The 15,689-nt window shown below is 68.6% G+C and carries 11 protein-coding genes and 1 pseudogene; 7 read left to right on the top strand and 5 right to left on the bottom strand.

The window, feature by feature from the left end; genetic code table 11:
• Positions 1–8: 8 nt before the first annotated feature.
• Both NBG84_RS14805 and NBG84_RS14800 read right to left on the bottom strand, forming a co-directional pair.
• Positions 9–530: a hypothetical protein gene (locus NBG84_RS14805; RefSeq protein WP_250919890.1), complete on the bottom strand. Its 522-nt coding sequence runs from the start codon at positions 528–530 to the stop codon at positions 9–11.
• Positions 531–900: 370 nt separating this feature from the next.
• A complete protein-coding gene (locus NBG84_RS14800; protein ID WP_250919889.1) occupies positions 901–1,458 on the bottom strand; it encodes a sigma-70 family RNA polymerase sigma factor in 558 nt (185 codons plus the stop codon).
• 524 nt (positions 1,459–1,982) lie between these two features.
• Between NBG84_RS14800 and NBG84_RS14795 the strand changes: the two genes are divergently transcribed.
• The gene (locus NBG84_RS14795) at positions 1,983–3,182 is read left to right on the top strand and encodes a CapA family protein (RefSeq protein WP_250919888.1); all 1,200 of its coding nucleotides are present in this window, start codon (positions 1,983–1,985) and stop codon (positions 3,180–3,182) included.
• Between the two features lie 79 nt (positions 3,183–3,261).
• Here NBG84_RS14795 and NBG84_RS14790 read toward each other — a convergent pair whose 3' ends face one another.
• Entirely contained in the window at positions 3,262–3,723 is a 462-nt protein-coding gene (locus NBG84_RS14790) for a universal stress protein (RefSeq protein WP_250919887.1), read from the bottom strand.
• A 305-nt stretch (positions 3,724–4,028) separates the two neighbouring features.
• Here NBG84_RS14790 and lysX point away from each other — a divergent pair.
• A pseudogene (gene lysX / locus NBG84_RS14785) lies at positions 4,029–7,338 on the top strand (bifunctional lysylphosphatidylglycerol synthetase/lysine--tRNA ligase LysX).
• A 101-nt stretch (positions 7,339–7,439) separates the two neighbouring features.
• Entirely contained in the window at positions 7,440–8,321 is an 882-nt protein-coding gene (locus NBG84_RS14780; protein WP_250919886.1) for a polysaccharide deacetylase family protein, read from the top strand.
• Positions 8,322–8,416: 95 nt separating this feature from the next.
• Here the strand turns inward: NBG84_RS14780 and NBG84_RS14775 are convergent, their stop codons facing one another.
• Complete coding sequence (locus NBG84_RS14775) at positions 8,417–9,070, bottom strand: class F sortase (protein WP_250919885.1); 654 nt, start codon at positions 9,068–9,070, stop codon at positions 8,417–8,419.
• 321 nt (positions 9,071–9,391) lie between these two features.
• On the opposite strand from NBG84_RS14775, the gene NBG84_RS14770 reads away from it, so the two are divergent.
• A complete protein-coding gene (locus NBG84_RS14770) occupies positions 9,392–9,988 on the top strand; it encodes a hypothetical protein (RefSeq protein ID WP_250919884.1) in 597 nt (198 codons plus the stop codon).
• Between the two features lie 140 nt (positions 9,989–10,128).
• On the opposite strand, the gene NBG84_RS14765 is transcribed toward NBG84_RS14770, so the two are convergent.
• A complete protein-coding gene (locus NBG84_RS14765; RefSeq protein ID WP_250919883.1) occupies positions 10,129–10,665 on the bottom strand; it encodes a hypothetical protein in 537 nt (178 codons plus the stop codon).
• An 811-nt stretch (positions 10,666–11,476) separates the two neighbouring features.
• Between NBG84_RS14765 and NBG84_RS14760 the strand changes: the two genes are divergently transcribed.
• From NBG84_RS14760 to NBG84_RS14750, 3 genes are all read left to right on the top strand, one after another.
• Positions 11,477–12,445, top strand: a complete 969-nt coding sequence (locus tag NBG84_RS14760; protein WP_250919882.1) for an SCO0930 family lipoprotein — start codon at positions 11,477–11,479, stop codon at positions 12,443–12,445.
• Between the two features lie 207 nt (positions 12,446–12,652).
• Positions 12,653–13,465: an SAM-dependent methyltransferase gene (locus NBG84_RS14755; protein ID WP_250919881.1), complete on the top strand. Its 813-nt coding sequence runs from the start codon at positions 12,653–12,655 to the stop codon at positions 13,463–13,465.
• Positions 13,465–15,645 (top strand): putative bifunctional diguanylate cyclase/phosphodiesterase, encoded by a 2,181-nt coding sequence (locus NBG84_RS14750; protein WP_250919880.1) that lies wholly within the window; start codon positions 13,465–13,467, stop codon positions 15,643–15,645. The genes NBG84_RS14755 and NBG84_RS14750 overlap by 1 nt, the downstream gene beginning before the upstream one ends.
• Positions 15,646–15,689 lie beyond the last annotated feature (44 nt).

Genomic DNA, 15,689 nt, shown 5'->3' with positions numbered 1-15,689 from the left:
ACCCGCTGTCAGTAGAGATGGATCGCCAGATGGCTCAGCGGTAGACCCAACTGCCAAGCCGGTGTCCATATTTGCGAGCATTCGTCCACGATGGCATCCATGGAGTTCGAGGGATGCCAGGGTTCGCTGTCGCCGAGATCGGCGGCGAGTAGTTCGGTTCTGCGCAGCCATCTCCAGGACGTTTCGGCGAGTGCCAGATCCGGGTCCGGTCTACCCCCGATGCCCCGCTCGCGCTCCGCACGGCCGGCCAGCCGCTCCGTCACCCAGTCGGACCAGGGGTGCCCATAAGCCGTGAGGTTCAGCCACTCCTCGATCCGGGAGAGCGAGCGCAGCCCCGCCGCCTCGTCGGAGCCATCGCAGAGGCAGATGGTCAGAGCAAGGGTTTCACGGCCCGCGCGGTACTCCAGCGAACCGACCTCCACCAGGGAACTGGTACGGAGCATCTCGTCGGCGATGTACTCGGCGCAGAGCCACGCCATCGGAATCGCCAGCGCACCTCCGCTGGTCCCACTCGTACTCTCTGGCTGCACCCTTCCCACCTTCTTCCGGACGACTGCGTGTGCCGACTCGGAAACGAGCCTCTACCGAGTGACACGGTTACGGACGGCTCTTTACTCAACTTCACCGAGACGTTTGGCATATCCGTGGCGCGTCGTCGTGACCCCAGGGGGAGGGGGACACCGGTGAGGTTCCCGGGACGGACGCGACCAACTGCTGGAAGTCGTGCCGGGCGGTCCCGACACTGCGTTCATCCGGGAGAGGCGGAGCGAGATCCGACTGCGTGCGGTCATCGCAGAGGCGTGCGGTGGGGGTGGTGGCGATGGGGCAGGGAATCGCTGGCGGTCAACTGCCCTGATTCCGCTGCCCTTTATCCGGGCTTCTGTCCGGAGCGGGCGGCTGCTACGCGCTCTGGTGTGCGAGGGCGGCGCGTGGACGGGAGTAGCCGGGCAGACAGCGGGCGAGGGCCCGTAGCGCGTAGTACGAGCGGGACTTCACGGTGCCCGCGGGTATGCCCAGGGACTGTGCCGTCTCGTTGACGTTCAGTCCCTGGAAGTAGAGCCGTATCAGCACGGCCCGGTGTTCGGGGCTCAGTGACCCGACGGCCGCGCGGACATCGAGGACGGCGACCGTCGTCTCGGTGAGGTCGGCGGGGTCGGGGGTGGTGGCGAGGACTCCGTCGCCGATTTCGGTGGGGCGCGCGAGCCGGGAGCGGCGAGCGTCGATCGCCAGTCGCCGCCCCACCGTGAACAGCCAGGGCCGCATGGATTCGTAGGGCCCGTCGAAGGCCTCCGGGTGCTGCCACGCGCGGACGAGCGTCTCCTGGAGCAGGTCCTCGGCGCGCTGCTGGTCCCCGTAGGTCAGCCCCTGGAGAAAGGTGAGCAGCGCGGGGCCGTGTTGACGTTGCAGTTCCACGAGGGCCCGCTCGTCTGTGGTCGCGGAAGCGATCGCGGTCGCCATGGCCAACACCCTTCTCTGCGGGAATCACCGTCGCCTGAGTCACACTGCTGTGTGGCGTATCCGAACCCATCTCAGAACGGAGAGACAGACGATGGGCGGCGGGCGTCGACGAGCGGTCGCCTGGGTCGGCGAGTGGTGCGGTGAACGGGCGGCCGGGGCCCGCCGGCCGGGGAAACGGACGCACCGGACGCGCTGCGGTATCCATGGCCGCTCTCCCGCCCGCGGATGGTGTCCACAGGTGTGGGGCGCGGCTGCCGCGGGGCGCCGGTATGCGGGTGCTCGCCCCCGGACGGGCGTGGCCGTGCTGGTCGAACCAGCCTGGGGCGGCGGGCGGTGCGGCAGGGACTCGGCACCCACCGAGCGGCCGTCGGTGGCTCCCTCTCCTGATGGGCGCTACCGGGACGGGTGCTCTTCGAGGGCCGATTCAGCGATGGGGCGGCCGTGTCACTTGACGTATCCCGCGCTGGGGCTGTGCATTCGGATTGTCATATTAATTCCGCGATGGATTGCCTGGGAGCCGCCCCATGCCACAGCGCACACGACGAGGAACGGCAGCCCTCGCGGCCGTACTCCTGGGAACCACGGCTGCCTGCGCGGGCCCCGACGAGCAGCCGTCCTCCCCGGCTCGGACCGTCGAGGAGCCCTCGGCCGCGGCCAAGGCCCCCGGAGCCGAACGGCAGCGGGCCTTCACCTTGGTCGCGAGCGGAGATGTGCTTCCCCATGACTCCATCATCCGCCAGGCCGGCGCGGACGCCGGACCGGCCGTTGACGGCTATGACTTCCGTCCGATGCTCGCGGGTGTCAAACCAGTCGTCTCCACCGCCGACCTGGCGATCTGCCATATGGAAACGGTGTACGGCGAGGACGGCGACTACTCCGGCTACCCGGCGTTCACCTCACCCCCGCAGATCGCCAAGGGCCTGGCCGCCACCGGCTACGACGCCTGCTCCACCGCCTCCAACCATTCGCTCGACGATGGCTCGGGAGGCATTCGGCGCACCCTGGACGCCCTGGACATGGCCGGAGTACGACACACCGGATCAGCTCGCACCGCGACCGAAGCCGCCACCCCCGCCTGGTTGAAGTCCGGCGGCGCCAAGGTCGCCCAACTGGCCTACACCTACGACACCAACGGCTACGAACTGCCGCAGGGACAGCCCTGGGCGGTCAGTCTGATGGACGAGGAGAAGATCGTCGCCGATGCGCGCGCGGCCCGGAAGGCGGGCGCCGATGTGGTGGTCATCAGCCTGCACTGGGGCACGGAGTGGCAGACCGAGCCCGATGAGACACAACTGGCCCTGGCGAAGTCCCTGACCGCATCCCAGACCGCGGGACGCCCCGATATCGATCTGATCATCGGCACCCACGCCCATGTTCCCCAGGCGTACGAGAAGGTCAACGGCACCTGGGTGATCTACGGCATGGGCGACCAGATCGCCGGGCCGATGACCAACTACGCGGGTCAGTTGGACCCCCGCGGCAACCAGGGCTCCCTCGGACGCTTCACCTTCACCCCGCCCGCGAAGCCGGGTGGACGATGGACGGTGACCAAGGCGGAGTTCATCCCCCAGATGATGGACACCGCTGCCGGGCGGGTCATCAACCTGCCGCAAGCGCTGGCCGACGGCGCTGACCGGGATGACTACCGCGAGGCCCGGGAATCGATCCGGGAGGCGGTACTGAGCCGCGGCGCCGCGGCCGACGGGCTCACCATGAGCCACTGAACGCCGAGCGCCCAACGCGGCTGGGACACGCGGAGGCCCCAGCCCCGCGCGCCGTGCCCGACCGCTCCACGCGCCACGGTCATGGCACCACCGTCACCGGCCAGCGGCCCACCTTCACCAGGCGTACCGCCACCGAGCCCACGATCCGGTGCCCCGCCGACTGGGAGGCTCCCACCACCACCGCGTCCGCCTTCAAGTCGTCCGCGGCGGCGACCAGACCGCCGAAGGGGTCACCCGGAAAGGTGTGGAACTCCCAGCGCACCTCCCAGATCCCCTGCACCTGCTCGGTCGCCGCGCGGATCTCCGCGACCAACCCCTCAGCGATCTCCTCCGTGGTGTCGAGGATCGGCACCCCCAGCGCTGCTCCCACCGGCATCATCGGCTGGATGTAGACGATGGCAAGGAGTGCGTTCTGCCGACGGGCCAGGCCGCTCGCATAGGCCGCCGCGCGCAGCGATGAGGCCGAACCGTCCACTCCGGCGACAATGACCTTGGGGCCGTCCGTGCCCCGTTCGAACCGCTGAGAGCGCTGCTCCGTCACACCCCCGAGGTTAGGGCCTGTCCCGCGGAGAGCGCCGACCCCATGCCCCGGGGGCGTCCGCGTCGAGCCTCGGGGGAGGTGAACCGGCCCTGATCGGCCGCGCGACTCGGGCAGCCGGGTACGGCAGACCTGCCTACTTCCCTGGTCGGCGCTGATCGCCAACGCACCCCGGGCCCCACCTCCGGACGCCCTGGGCCTTCACTCCACCCACGGCGTCCACCACCCGTGCCCAGGGCCCCGTGCCCAGGGCCCCGCGGCTCGCTTCCAACAGGCGGGTATCCGCCCGCCTCCTTACAGTGCTGATCATGAGCAGCACCGCGGAAGAGCCCCCAGGGACCCGCCGCTTGGCCCGCGGCCTCTCCTGGAGCGGGGTGCCCGCCGCCTTCGCGGCGTTCTTCGCGGCCCTCGGCGTCTACTGCGCCCTCATCGCGGTCATCCCACCCCTGCGCACCCTGCTGCGGCCCCTCACCCGCTTCCTCGACCTGCTCACCGTCCCCGTCAGCGCCAACCTCGCCTACGCCGCCTTCCTGCTGCTCCTCGCCACCGCCGTCGGCGCCCGGAAGCGGACCGCGTGGTGGCTGGTCACCGGGTATCTGGCGCTGCTGCTCCTGGCCGATCTCCTGGACCTGGTCGTCAACCCGTCCTGGACCTGGGTGCCCAGCTTCCTGGTGTGTCTGGCCGCCGTCGCGGTCCTGGTACTGGCCCGAGGGGAGTTCTACGCCCGGACCCGCCCCGGCTCGGTGCGCCGGGCACTGCTGGTCCTCCTGGCCGGGCTGGTCATCGGCGTGCTCATCGGCTGGGGGCTCACCGCCCTGTTCCCCGGCTCGCTGGTGTCCTCCCAACGGCTGTGGTGGGCCGCCAACCGGGTCTTCGGCGGATTGGTCCCGGCCGGGCAGTTCGATGGCCGACCGCCCAGAATCCTCGACTTCCTCCTCGGCGCCTTCGGGGCATTCGCCCTGCTCGCCGCAGCGGCCACCCTCTTTCGCTCGCAGCGACTGCATGCCGCGCTCCACGACGACGAGGAAGCCCGCATCCGGGCGCTGCTGGCCGCCTACGGCTCCCAGGACTCCCTCGGCTACTTCGCCACCCGCCGGGACAAGGCCGTCGTCTTCTCGCCCAGCGGCAAGGCCGCCATCACCTACCGGGTCGAGGCCGGCGTCGTCATCGCCAGCGGCGATCCGATCGGTGACCCCGGGGATTGGCCCCAGGCCGTCGCCGCCTGGCTGCTGATCGCCCGTCGACACGCCTGGGCACCCCGCGGTCATGGGCGCGTCCGAAGAGGGCGCGCGGGCCTATGCCCGTGCCGGACTCGGCGCGATCCAACTCGGAGACGAGGCGATCGTCGACGTTGCCCGCTTCGACCTCAACGGTCGGGACATGCGGCTGATCCGCCAGGCCGTGAACCGTGTCCAGCGCACCGGGGCCACCGTCCGCATCCGCCGTCACTCCACCCTGACCGGACCGGAGATGGAACGGGTCATCGGCCGCGCCGACGCCTGGCGGGACACCGAGACCGAGCGCGGCTTCTCCATGGCACTGGACCGTCTCGGGGACGCCGCCGACGGCGATTGCCTCCTGGTGGAGGCCCTCGACACGGACGGCCAACTGATGGCCCTGCTGTCCTTTGTGCCCTGGGGCCCGGATGGGATCTCGCTCGATCTGATGCGCCGCGACCGCACCGCACCCAACGGTGTCACCGAGTTCATGGTCGCGGGGCTCTGCGCCCAGGCCGCCCGGCTCGGCATTCGCCGGATCTCCCTCAACTTCGCCGTCTTTCGCTCGGCCTTCGAGGAGGGCGCACGGATCGGCGCGGGTCCGGTACTGCGGGTGTGGCGCGGGCTGCTGCTCTTCTTCTCCCGCTGGTGGCAACTGGAAGCGCTCTACCGGTCGAATGTGAAGTACCGCCCCGAGTGGTATCCGCGATTCCTCTGCTTCGGTGACGCCGGCTCCCTCGCCCGGATCGGTCTCGCGTCAGCGATCGTGGAGGGCTTCGTCTCCGTACCGAGCCTGCGCGAACTCTGGGGCAGGGGACACTCGGGCGCGCCGCGGCCGGCCACCACCGAGGGGTTGCCGGCCATGGCGTCGCTCGGCCTCGACGGGCCCCATGAGACAGCCGCCGATCAGCGGCGACTCCCCGACCAGGTGCGTATCCGACGACAGAAGGTGGAGCGGCTGCGCGCCAGTGGGGTCGATCCCTACCCCGTCGCCATCGTCCATCGCACCGGCACCGTCGCGCAGATCCGAGCCGCCCACCAACCCCCACCCGCGCGCGGAACGCGCACCGACCACACGGAGACCATCGCCGGTCGGGTGATGGCCGTGCGCGATCTCGGCGGTGTGGTCTTCGCCGTGCTGCGTGACTGGTCGGGCGATCTCCAGATCGCCCTCACCCGCGACGGCAGCGGCCCCCAGACGCTGGCCGGTTTCACCGCCACCGTCGACCTGGGCGACCACATCAACGCCACCGGAGAGATGGGCACCAGCGACCGTGGCGAGCTGACGGTGTTCGTCCGCCAGTGGCAGCTCACCGGGAAGTGCCTGCGCCCGCTCCCCGACAAGAGACAGGGGCTCGCCGATCCCGAGGCCCGGGTCCGTCGACGCTATCTCGACCTGGTGTCGAGCCCCGCCGCCCGTGATGTCGTACGCCACCGGTCAGCGGCCGTTCAGGCCCTGCGGCAGGGGCTGCTGGAGCGCGGCTACCTCGAAGTCGAGACGCCGATGCTGCAACAGATCCACGGCGGAGCCAACGCCCGTCCCTTCACCACCCACATCAACGCCTACGACCTCGATCTCCATCTGCGGATCGCGCCCGAGCTCTATCTCAAACGGCTCTGCGTCGGAGGACTGGAGAAGGTCTTCGAACTGGGCCGGACCTTCCGCAACGAAGGCGTCTCCTACAAGCACAACCCCGAGTTCACCATGTTGGAGGCCTATCAGGCCTTCGCCGACTACGACACCATGCTCGACCTCACCCGCGAGCTGATCCAGGGCGCGGCCATCGCCGCTTTCGGCTCGCCCATCGCCCACCGTGAAGACGCCGACGGCACCCTGGTCGCCCACGACATCTCCGGACCCTGGCCGGTGCGAACGGTGTACGGGGCGATCTCCGAAGCACTCGGTGAACAGATCGACGCCGATACGGAAGAGGAAGCGCTGCGCCGGCTCTGCGACCGGGCGGGCGTACCGCACACCGCCGATGACACCCGGGGCGATGTGGTGCTGGAAATGTATGAACGTCTGGTCGAGGAACGCACCGAGCTGCCCACCTTCTACAAGGACTTCCCCACCGAGGTCTCCCCCCTCACCCGTCAACACCGTCGCGACCCACGGCTCGCCGAACGCTGGGACCTGGTCGCCTTCGGTACGGAACTGGGCACCGCCTACTCGGAGCTCACCGACCCGTTGGAACAGCGGCGCAGGCTCACCGCCCAGTCGCTGCTCGCGGCGGGCGGCGATCCGGAGGCCATGGAGCTGGACGAGGACTTCCTCGATGCCCTGGAGTACGCCATGCCACCGACCGGGGGACTGGGCATCGGAGTGGACCGGCTGGTGATGTTCCTCACCGGCCTCACCATTCGGGAGACCCTGCCGTTCCCACTGGTGCGTCGCGGCTGAAGCGATGGGACCCGCGACAGGACTGCTCCCATCGGGTGTTTTCCCCCGAATGGGCGTGTTGGAGTGGGGCTTTGCCCGGTGACCGTGCGAGCTGTTTGGTCATGAAGAAGGATCAGACGCCACTGGATCGCCGGTCGGTGCTCCGCATCGGCGCTTGCCTGGGTGCGGCTGCCACCGCAGGGCTGCTCATGACCGAGGGGGCAAGGTCTCCCGGCGGGAGTGTGACCTCCCGTCCTGGCAGCGGGGCCAGCACATCGACCGGCGCCGGGGCGAGGCCTGCGGGAGGACCCCAGATCGCCCAGGGGCCACCCGTCAAGGCCTCGTCCTACCGGTTGCAGCCCATGACGGAGTACAGCCCGCCGCGGCTGCGTCGAGCCTTGCCACCGGTACGGACACAGCCCTTTCTCAAGCTCCCGGAGACGGGCCGCACCATGGTGCTGACCTTCGACGACGGGCCCGACCCCCGCTACACCCCCGGCATTCTGCGGACCCTGCGGGACTACGACGTACAGGCCATGTTCTTCGTCTGCGGCGAGATGGCCGAGGCAAACCGCGATCTGCTACGGGAGATGGCTGACGACGGGCATGTCATCGGCAACCACTCCTGGTCGCACCCGCTGATTCCCCGGCTGCCCCCTTCCCGTATCCGTAGCGAACTGGGGAGTACCAGCGAGGTGGTGGAGGAAGTGCTGGGGTCGGCGCCGTTGTGGTACCGCGCCCCGTTTGGCGCATGGAACAGACACTCCTTCGAGATCGGCGCCGAGTTGGGCATGGAGCCCCTGGCCTGGACGGTCGACACACTCGACTGGACCGAACCCGGCACCGGAACGATCGTCCGCCGGGTGCTGGACGGAGCCGGGCCCGGTGTGGTGGTTCTCTCGCATGACGCGGGCGGTGACCGTTCCCAGAGCGTCAAGGCGCTGCGACGGTATCTGCCCGGACTGTTGGAGGACGGGTACCAGATCACCGTCCCGCGACGCTGAGCCGTCGGTGGGCTCCTCCCCAGGGAGCCCACCGAGTGGGGAGCGCCCAGGAGGGACCAGGGCTGGGTGGTGTCAGTGACGCAACGGGATGTGTCTCAACGGGATGAGACCATCCGGGCGAAGACCACCACATTGCCGTCGTAGCCGTCAGCCCTGGAGTAGCCGCCGCCGCAGGTGATCACTCGCAGCTCGGCGTATCCGGTGTCCCCGTACACCTGGGCGGCCGGGAAGTCGTTCTTGTCGAAGACCTCCACGCCGTACACCTCGAAGACCGCGGTCTTCCCATCGAACCGGGGAACCTCGATCCGCTCGCCCTTGGTGATCGAGCCGAGACCGTAGAAGACGGCAGGCCCCCCGAGGTTGTCGACATGGCCCACGATGACCGCGGTACCGCGCTGACCAGGAGCGATACCGTTCTGGTACCACCCGGCGATATTGCGGTCCTGCGGTGGCGGCGCCTCGATCCACCCGTCGGGGTCCAGCCCCACATTCATGACCGGGGCATCCACCTTGATGGAGGCGATACGCACCCGCTCGGCGGGCGCGAAAACCAGTGACCTGGGGGGTACGAGGGGGGCGAACGTCTCGCCGTTGGTTCTGGTGAGGGAGGCGGCCGCCGCGGGTTGGGGAGGACCCAGCGCGACATCGACACCGTTCTTCATCAGCGCGATCCCGGTGAGCATCACCAGGGCGAGCACACCCCAGGGCGAGCGTTTGCGCGACTCCGAGCCGTTGTGCCTCTCGCCCATGATTCTCCTCTGTCATATTTCCCCGGCGCGTGTACGCACGCTAAGTGAGCGCGAACGGAGCGGCGAGGAGGGGATGGCGAACGGGTGGCGACGGCCGTTTGGGGTGGCCCATCCGTGTCAACCAGCCAGATAGGAGTTCTGACGGTCTGTGACCTGCGACTCCGTCAGATCTCCTCGGCGTGTCGTTGGGGTGTGGGCTCACCGGGGTGGACCAGTGCCGAAATGCGGGGAATGGCGGACCCAGTGAGTGTTCGTCATGGAAGGCGTACTCGTCGAAATTCCCGGAGCGCCGCTTCGGTGCGTCTTCTCTGGAGGTTCACGATGCGTGCTTCACGCGCTCTCGCACTGGCGGCGGTCACCTGCGCGGCGGTCGGACTCTCGGCCCCGCTGGCCGCCGCGGGCGGCGATAGCCAGGACAACAGCCAGGTCCATGTCTCCGTCAACCCGCACGCCGTTCACCAGGGCGGCATCCTGACGATCACTGTCCATGGCTGCAACCGGGGTGGCACGGTCGCATCCAACGCCTTCTCCCAGGTCAACCTCTCCGCCCAACGGGGTGACAACAGGGGCGACAACCGAGGTGACAACAGAGGCGACAACCGAGGTGACAACCGGGGCGACAACCGGGGCGACAATCGCGAGAACAACCGGGAGAACACCTCGACCGCCACTGCTCGGATCCATGACCACGCCTCACCGGGTCACTACAACCTCGCGGTCAGATGCAACAACAACCGGAACGTGGCGACCGCACAGTTCACCGTGCTCTCCGGGCGAGGGGCCCAGGGCGGCCTCGGTGGCTCAATGAGCCCCAGCTCGACCGAGATGGCGATCGGCGCCGGTCTGGTGTCCACCGCGGCCATCGGCGGCACACTGTTCATCGCGCGTCGCCGCCGTACGGTCGGCGCCAAAGTCTGACCCGTACCTCCGCCTCTGCGACCGCTTCGCAGGCCCCATGCCCGTTGCCCTGATCCCGGGTGAGGATCAGGGCAACGGGCGTCGGCGCTCGGATGGGCACAGGTGATGGCCTCGGTGGTCGGGCTGCGGACACCGGACGGTCAGTGCCGGTGGCCGTACACGCGCCTTCGGACGACGAAGACCGTGGTGGTCGCCGCGGCCAGCACCAGAGCGGCGCCCATGGCGATCGCTTTGGCATCCATCTCCTCGACACTGCCGCCGAGGCCACCCTGGACACCCGAAGGGGTCGTGGTGGGGGCGGCGGATGTGGTGGCGGTGGAACTCGTGGTCGGTGTTGAGCGCCCGCCCGCGATCGTCACATTGAAGCTGCCCCGCTGACTTCCGCAAGTGAACTGCACCGAGTACTGGGCGCCCGCCCGGGCAGTGGGGTCGACCGTGGCCACCGCGGAGGTGCCGGGCCGAATGGTCACTGCGTCGAAGAGGCCGGACGACGCCGTGGCCGTGGTGTTGCAACCGCTGGCGGAGAGCGCCACCCGTCCGCCCGGCGCGACCGTCGAGGGGCTGACCGTGAAGTAGGGCGACGTCTGGTTGTCGACGGCAGCCGCGAGGGGGGCTGCGACCAGGCCGAGTGCGGTGGCGCCCAGCAGTGCGGCGGACGCAGCACGTATCGCGCGCATGGTGATTCCTCCGGGTCCCCGAGGAGCAGACGCGGAACCGATTTCCACAGAAGGCAGGGAATTGCCCCTCGATGACCGAAACGCTAAGAGCGCTGCTGGATGTCCGCTATCGCTGTCGTGCGAATGGGGCATTCCACTAGCCCGCGAGGGGGACTCGGGGGTGTGTCCTCCCTTCCGGGGACGGCTTTCTGACGTAGGTCGGCCTCTTGGCCGGATCGGGTAGGGCGGCCGGAGGGTCCTCCGGTACCGCCGTCCGGCGGTCACGGACCTCGAAGGTGGCGGCGAGCCGTGGTGGGCCTGGGCCTGAGGTCCTCGTACCCGAGGTGGCCTTCGGGGCGGGGTCGCCCCACCGGACCGGCTGCGGGTTCGGATCGGCTGCGGGTTCGGATCGGCTGACGGAATCGGGGCGGTGCGCGGGTCCGGCGTATCGGTCGGGATCGGTGGGGCAGTCGGGATCGGCATGGCAGTCGGGGTCGGTGGGGCAGTCGAGAACGCGGCAGAGGGCATTCGGCAGAGCCCGGCCGTAACGGAGGTGGAGCCTCCGTCATGGTTGTCGGATGCCCGGGCGGGAGTCGCGGCGGTGCGCTGTCGTCCGAGCGAGCGCACCGCGGATTTTGCTGAACCGCTGTTCAGCACCGTTGCCCCGGGAAGCCGGGCCCGTAGGGCCGGTCCGCGTCGGGGAAGCAGGAGAAAACCTTCTCGAAGAATTTTTCGCCGGCATTGAACACATCCCTGTCTCCAGCCCGTACCTAGGGCCATGAACGACGCGGACGGGCGTCGCATCAGGCTCACAGGAATTTGGGGAGTGGACATGAACACCTGGCGTAACGCCTCGCTCGCGGTGACTGCAGCGGCCGTACTCGTGCTGACGACGGCGTGCGGTCAGGACAAGGGCAACGACCAGAACGGCAGCCAGTCCGTGGGGGCGGCGAGTCCCGCGCAGCCCGCCGCCAACGGTGGTGCCTACGGAAACGACTACGGCTCCGGTGCCAGCCCCCAGGGGGTGGCGGCCAAGCCGGCCGGGCAACTCGCCGTCCGTCAGAGCCCGGAGCTGGGCAAGATAGTCACCGACAGCGCGGGCTTCACGCTCTACCGCTTCGACAACGACACCGCGTCGCCGCCGAAGTCGAATTGCGATGGCGACTGCGCGAAGGCCTGGCCCGTGGTCGCCGCGGCCGGCACCTCATCGGCGCCCGGCATCGACGCCTCAGCACTGGGTGAGGTGACCCGCACCGACGGCTCCAAGCAGCTGACCATCGGCGGTTGGCCGATGTACCGCTTCGCCAAGGACACCAAGGCCGGGGATATCAAGGGACAGGGCGTCGGCGGTATCTGGTTCGCCTCCGCCCCTGATGGCAAGAAGGCTCAGGCCGGAGCGGGTGACGGCGGCGCCGCCAATCCGAGTCAGCCCGTTGACCCGGCCGGACTCTCCACTCGTCAGGATCCCAAGCTGGGCGAGATCGTCATTGATAAGAACGGTATGACCGTCTATCGGTTCAAGAAGGACTCGGCCTGGCCCATGAAGACGGCGTGCACGGGCGATTGCCTCCAGAAATGGCCGGTTGTTGCCCCCGTCGACAAGAACAGCACCAAGGGAATCTTGAAGAAGGGCTTCGTTACCTTCAATCGTCCCGATGGGATCAAACAGCAGACCATCGACTGCTGGCCGCTCTACACCTTCTCGGGTGACACCAAGCCCGGTGACATCAACGGGCAGGGCGTGGGCGGTACCTGGTTCGCCGTGACCTCGCAGGGCAAGCTGGTGGGAGCTCCCAAGTAGTCACCACGCGGTGGCATCCGGCTTCAGCCGGCCCGTCTCACGCCTGGGCGTGACGGCGGGCCGGTTGCCGTGCACCCACCATGTGACCAAGAACGGACCGCGAATTTCCGTTTGGACTCGCCCAATTGGCGAGCGATCAGTAGCCTCGGCTCGAACACTGGCCGTGCACATGGCCGGTTCCCCGTGGCGACTTGGTTGGAGACATCGATGGAGCGTCCCGCCTGGGCCCCGCCGGGCATCGACATATCGGTGCCGAGCGTGTCCCGAATGTACGACTATTACCTGGGCGGTTCGCATAATTTCGAGGTCGATCGTGAGGCGGCTCGCAAGGTCCTGGAGTTCATGCCAGGACTCCCCAAGGCGATGCAGGCCAACCGTGCTTTCATGCGGCGGGTGGTGAATTTCGCCGTCGGCAGGGGCGTTACCCAGTTCCTCGACATAGGGTCCGGAATTCCCACCTTCGGGAATGTGCACGAGGTGGCACGGAACGCCGACCCCGACGCATGCGTCGTGTACGTCGATCACGATCCGGTTGCCGTTGCACATGGCCAAGCCGTTCTCGGGGATGACCCCAAAGCCACCGTCCTCGCCGCTGACCTGCGCAGACCCCAACAGATCCTGGAAAGCCCCGAAGTTGCCGAAGTGCTGGATCTGAACCAGCCGGTGGCGCTGCTCCTCCTTGCCGTGCTCCACTTCGTCGATGACGAGGAAGACCCGTACAAGGCGGTACGGCAACTGCGGGACGCCCTACCGTCTGGCAGTCTGATCGCTGTCACGCATATGTCGTATGACACCGTCCCGGTACCGAGGGAACAGGCCGAGGGCGTGGTCGGTGTCTACCGGGGGACCCGCAGTCCACTGATATCACGTTCGCGTGAGCAAATTGCAAATTTCTTCGAGGGGTACGAGATGGTCGAGCCCGGTCTGGTGTCCATGCCACAGTGGCGGCCGGACAGCCCCACCGAGCAGGAAGACCCGTATGCCTTCGCAGGCTTCGCCGGGGTGGGGCGCAAGGCGTGATGGCTCCGTCGGAGGTGTCGGGTTCCGCGGCAGACCCGGACGGCCTTGAGGATAGACTCCGCCGATTCGCGACCATCTGGAGCCGGGCCGTCTTCCCCGTGACGGCGACCTCACTCACCCGCGTGGAGATCGAGCAGCATCTCCTCCCGCTGGCCCGCCAGTTGAGCGAATCACTGCACGCACACACCTTTGACGCCCGCGCGGTGCAGAAGATCGGGGGCGCGCTCATCGACGCCCACTGCACCGACCCCGAGGCGCTCAGCCGCACACTCGGTGTGATCGACGCCTATCTCGTGCTCTACTGCGGTGACCCCGGCGTCGAGGGCCGCGGCGCGGACCAGGCCGCCGAGGACAGCCGCGCCCGCTGCGCCCGACTGCAACACGCACTCGCCGCGGGGTACGCCTACGGGTTGCGCGAGCGCACCCGTGCCGAGCAGGAAGCCATCGCACACTCCTCCCTCGCGGCCCGCAACGCGGCGGTGAGTGCGCTGCACGCCACCGAGACCCGGCTGCGCGCGGTCTTCGAGGGCGCTGCCATAGGCATCGCCATCGCCGATCTCGAAGGCAACATCCTGGAGGTCAACGAGACCCTCACCCGGATGTTCGGCGGTCTGGAGCAGCATGTCCGCGGGAAGAAGGTCACCGAGTGGTCGCACCCCGAGGACCGACCGCATGTCTGGCAGCTCTACCGGGAGCTGGTCCGGGGCGAGCGTGAGCACTTCCGGGTCGAGAAGCCCTTCTTCCGCAACGACGGCACGGTGCTGTGGACCAATCTCACGGTCTCCCTGCTTCGGGACGCCGACGGCCGCCCCCAGTACCAACTCGCGCTGCTGGAGGACACCACCGAACGTCGGCTCCTCCACCTGCGGCTTCGCTATGAGGCCACCCACGACGCGCTGACCGGACTGCCCAACAGGACGCTGTTTTTCGAGCGGCTTGAGAAAGCGCTCTCCGGCGGTGAGGGTTCCCGGTTCGGCCTGTGCTATCTGGACCTCGACGGGTTCAAGGCCGTCAACGACAGCCTGGGCCATGCGACGGGCGACCGTCTGCTCGTCGAGGTCGCTGACCGGCTGCAGAGCTGTGCCACGGCACCCGGCGAGATGGTGGCGCGACTCGGCGGCGACGAGTTCGTGGCCCTGACCACCGGGCCCGACACCGAGCACGAGGTCGATGAGCTGGCCGCCCGCATCCTCTCCGCCCTGGCCTCACCCATCAGGGTGGACGGCCGGGAGTTCACCGTCCGCGGCTCCATAGGCATCGTGGAGGGACCCGCGGGCGAACGCACCACCGCGGAGGTCCTGCGCAGTGCCGACATCACGATGTACCGGGCGAAGTCCGCGGGCGGCAACCGCTATGAGACCGCGGACCCCGAGGCGGACGCCCGTGCCATCACACGGCACGGACTGACGACCGCACTGCCCGCGGCGCTGGAGCGCGGTGAGTTCTTCATCGAGTACCAGCCCCTGGTGGACATGTGCGACGGCAAGGTGCACGGAGCTGAAGCACTGGTCCGCTGGTGCCATCCCCAGCATGGTGTGCTCGGGCCGGACCAGTTCATTCCGCTCGCCGAGCACACCGGGCTGATCATTCCGCTCGGGCGCTGGGTGCTCCAGGAAGCGGTACGACAGGCGCGGTACTGGCAGGAGCACCACGCCGACCTCGGGCCGGTACGGATCAATGTGAACCTCTCACCGACCCAGCTCCAGCACCCCGGCCTGGTCAAGGAGACGGTGGCGGTCCTCGAAGGGTCAGGGCTCGCGCCCGGCTCGCTCTGCCTGGAAGTCACCGAGTCGGCGTTGATCGGCGCGGACGAGGGCCTGCTCAGGCCGCTGCGTCAGCTCGCCGAACTGGGCGTCGACATCGCCCTGGACGACTTCGGCACCGGCTACTCCAACCTGGCGAACCTTCGCAGACTCCCCGTGAGCATCCTCAAGCTGGACCGATCCTTCACCAAGGGAATGCAGCACCTCCCGGTGGACCCCGTCGATCTGAAGATCGTCGAGGGGATCGTCTCGCTCGCGCACAGTCTGGAGCTGGCGGTCACGGTGGAGGGGGTGGAGACGGGGGCGCAGGCGGACCAGCTGCGGGAGCTGGGCTGTGACACCGCCCAGGGCTGGTACTACGCGAGGCCAGGGCCGCCCGAGAAGCTGCACGCGCTCTCCCTCGCCGACGCCGTCTGACTTCTCCGTCTCCTGAGGTCCGGAGCCATCTCCACGGTGGCTCC

The organism is Streptomyces albipurpureus, from assembly GCF_023701525.1.
In the GTDB taxonomy this organism is placed as follows: Bacteria; Actinomycetota; Actinomycetes; order Streptomycetales; family Streptomycetaceae; genus Streptomyces; species Streptomyces albipurpureus.
This window is presented reverse-complemented; position numbering and strand designations above follow the sequence as displayed.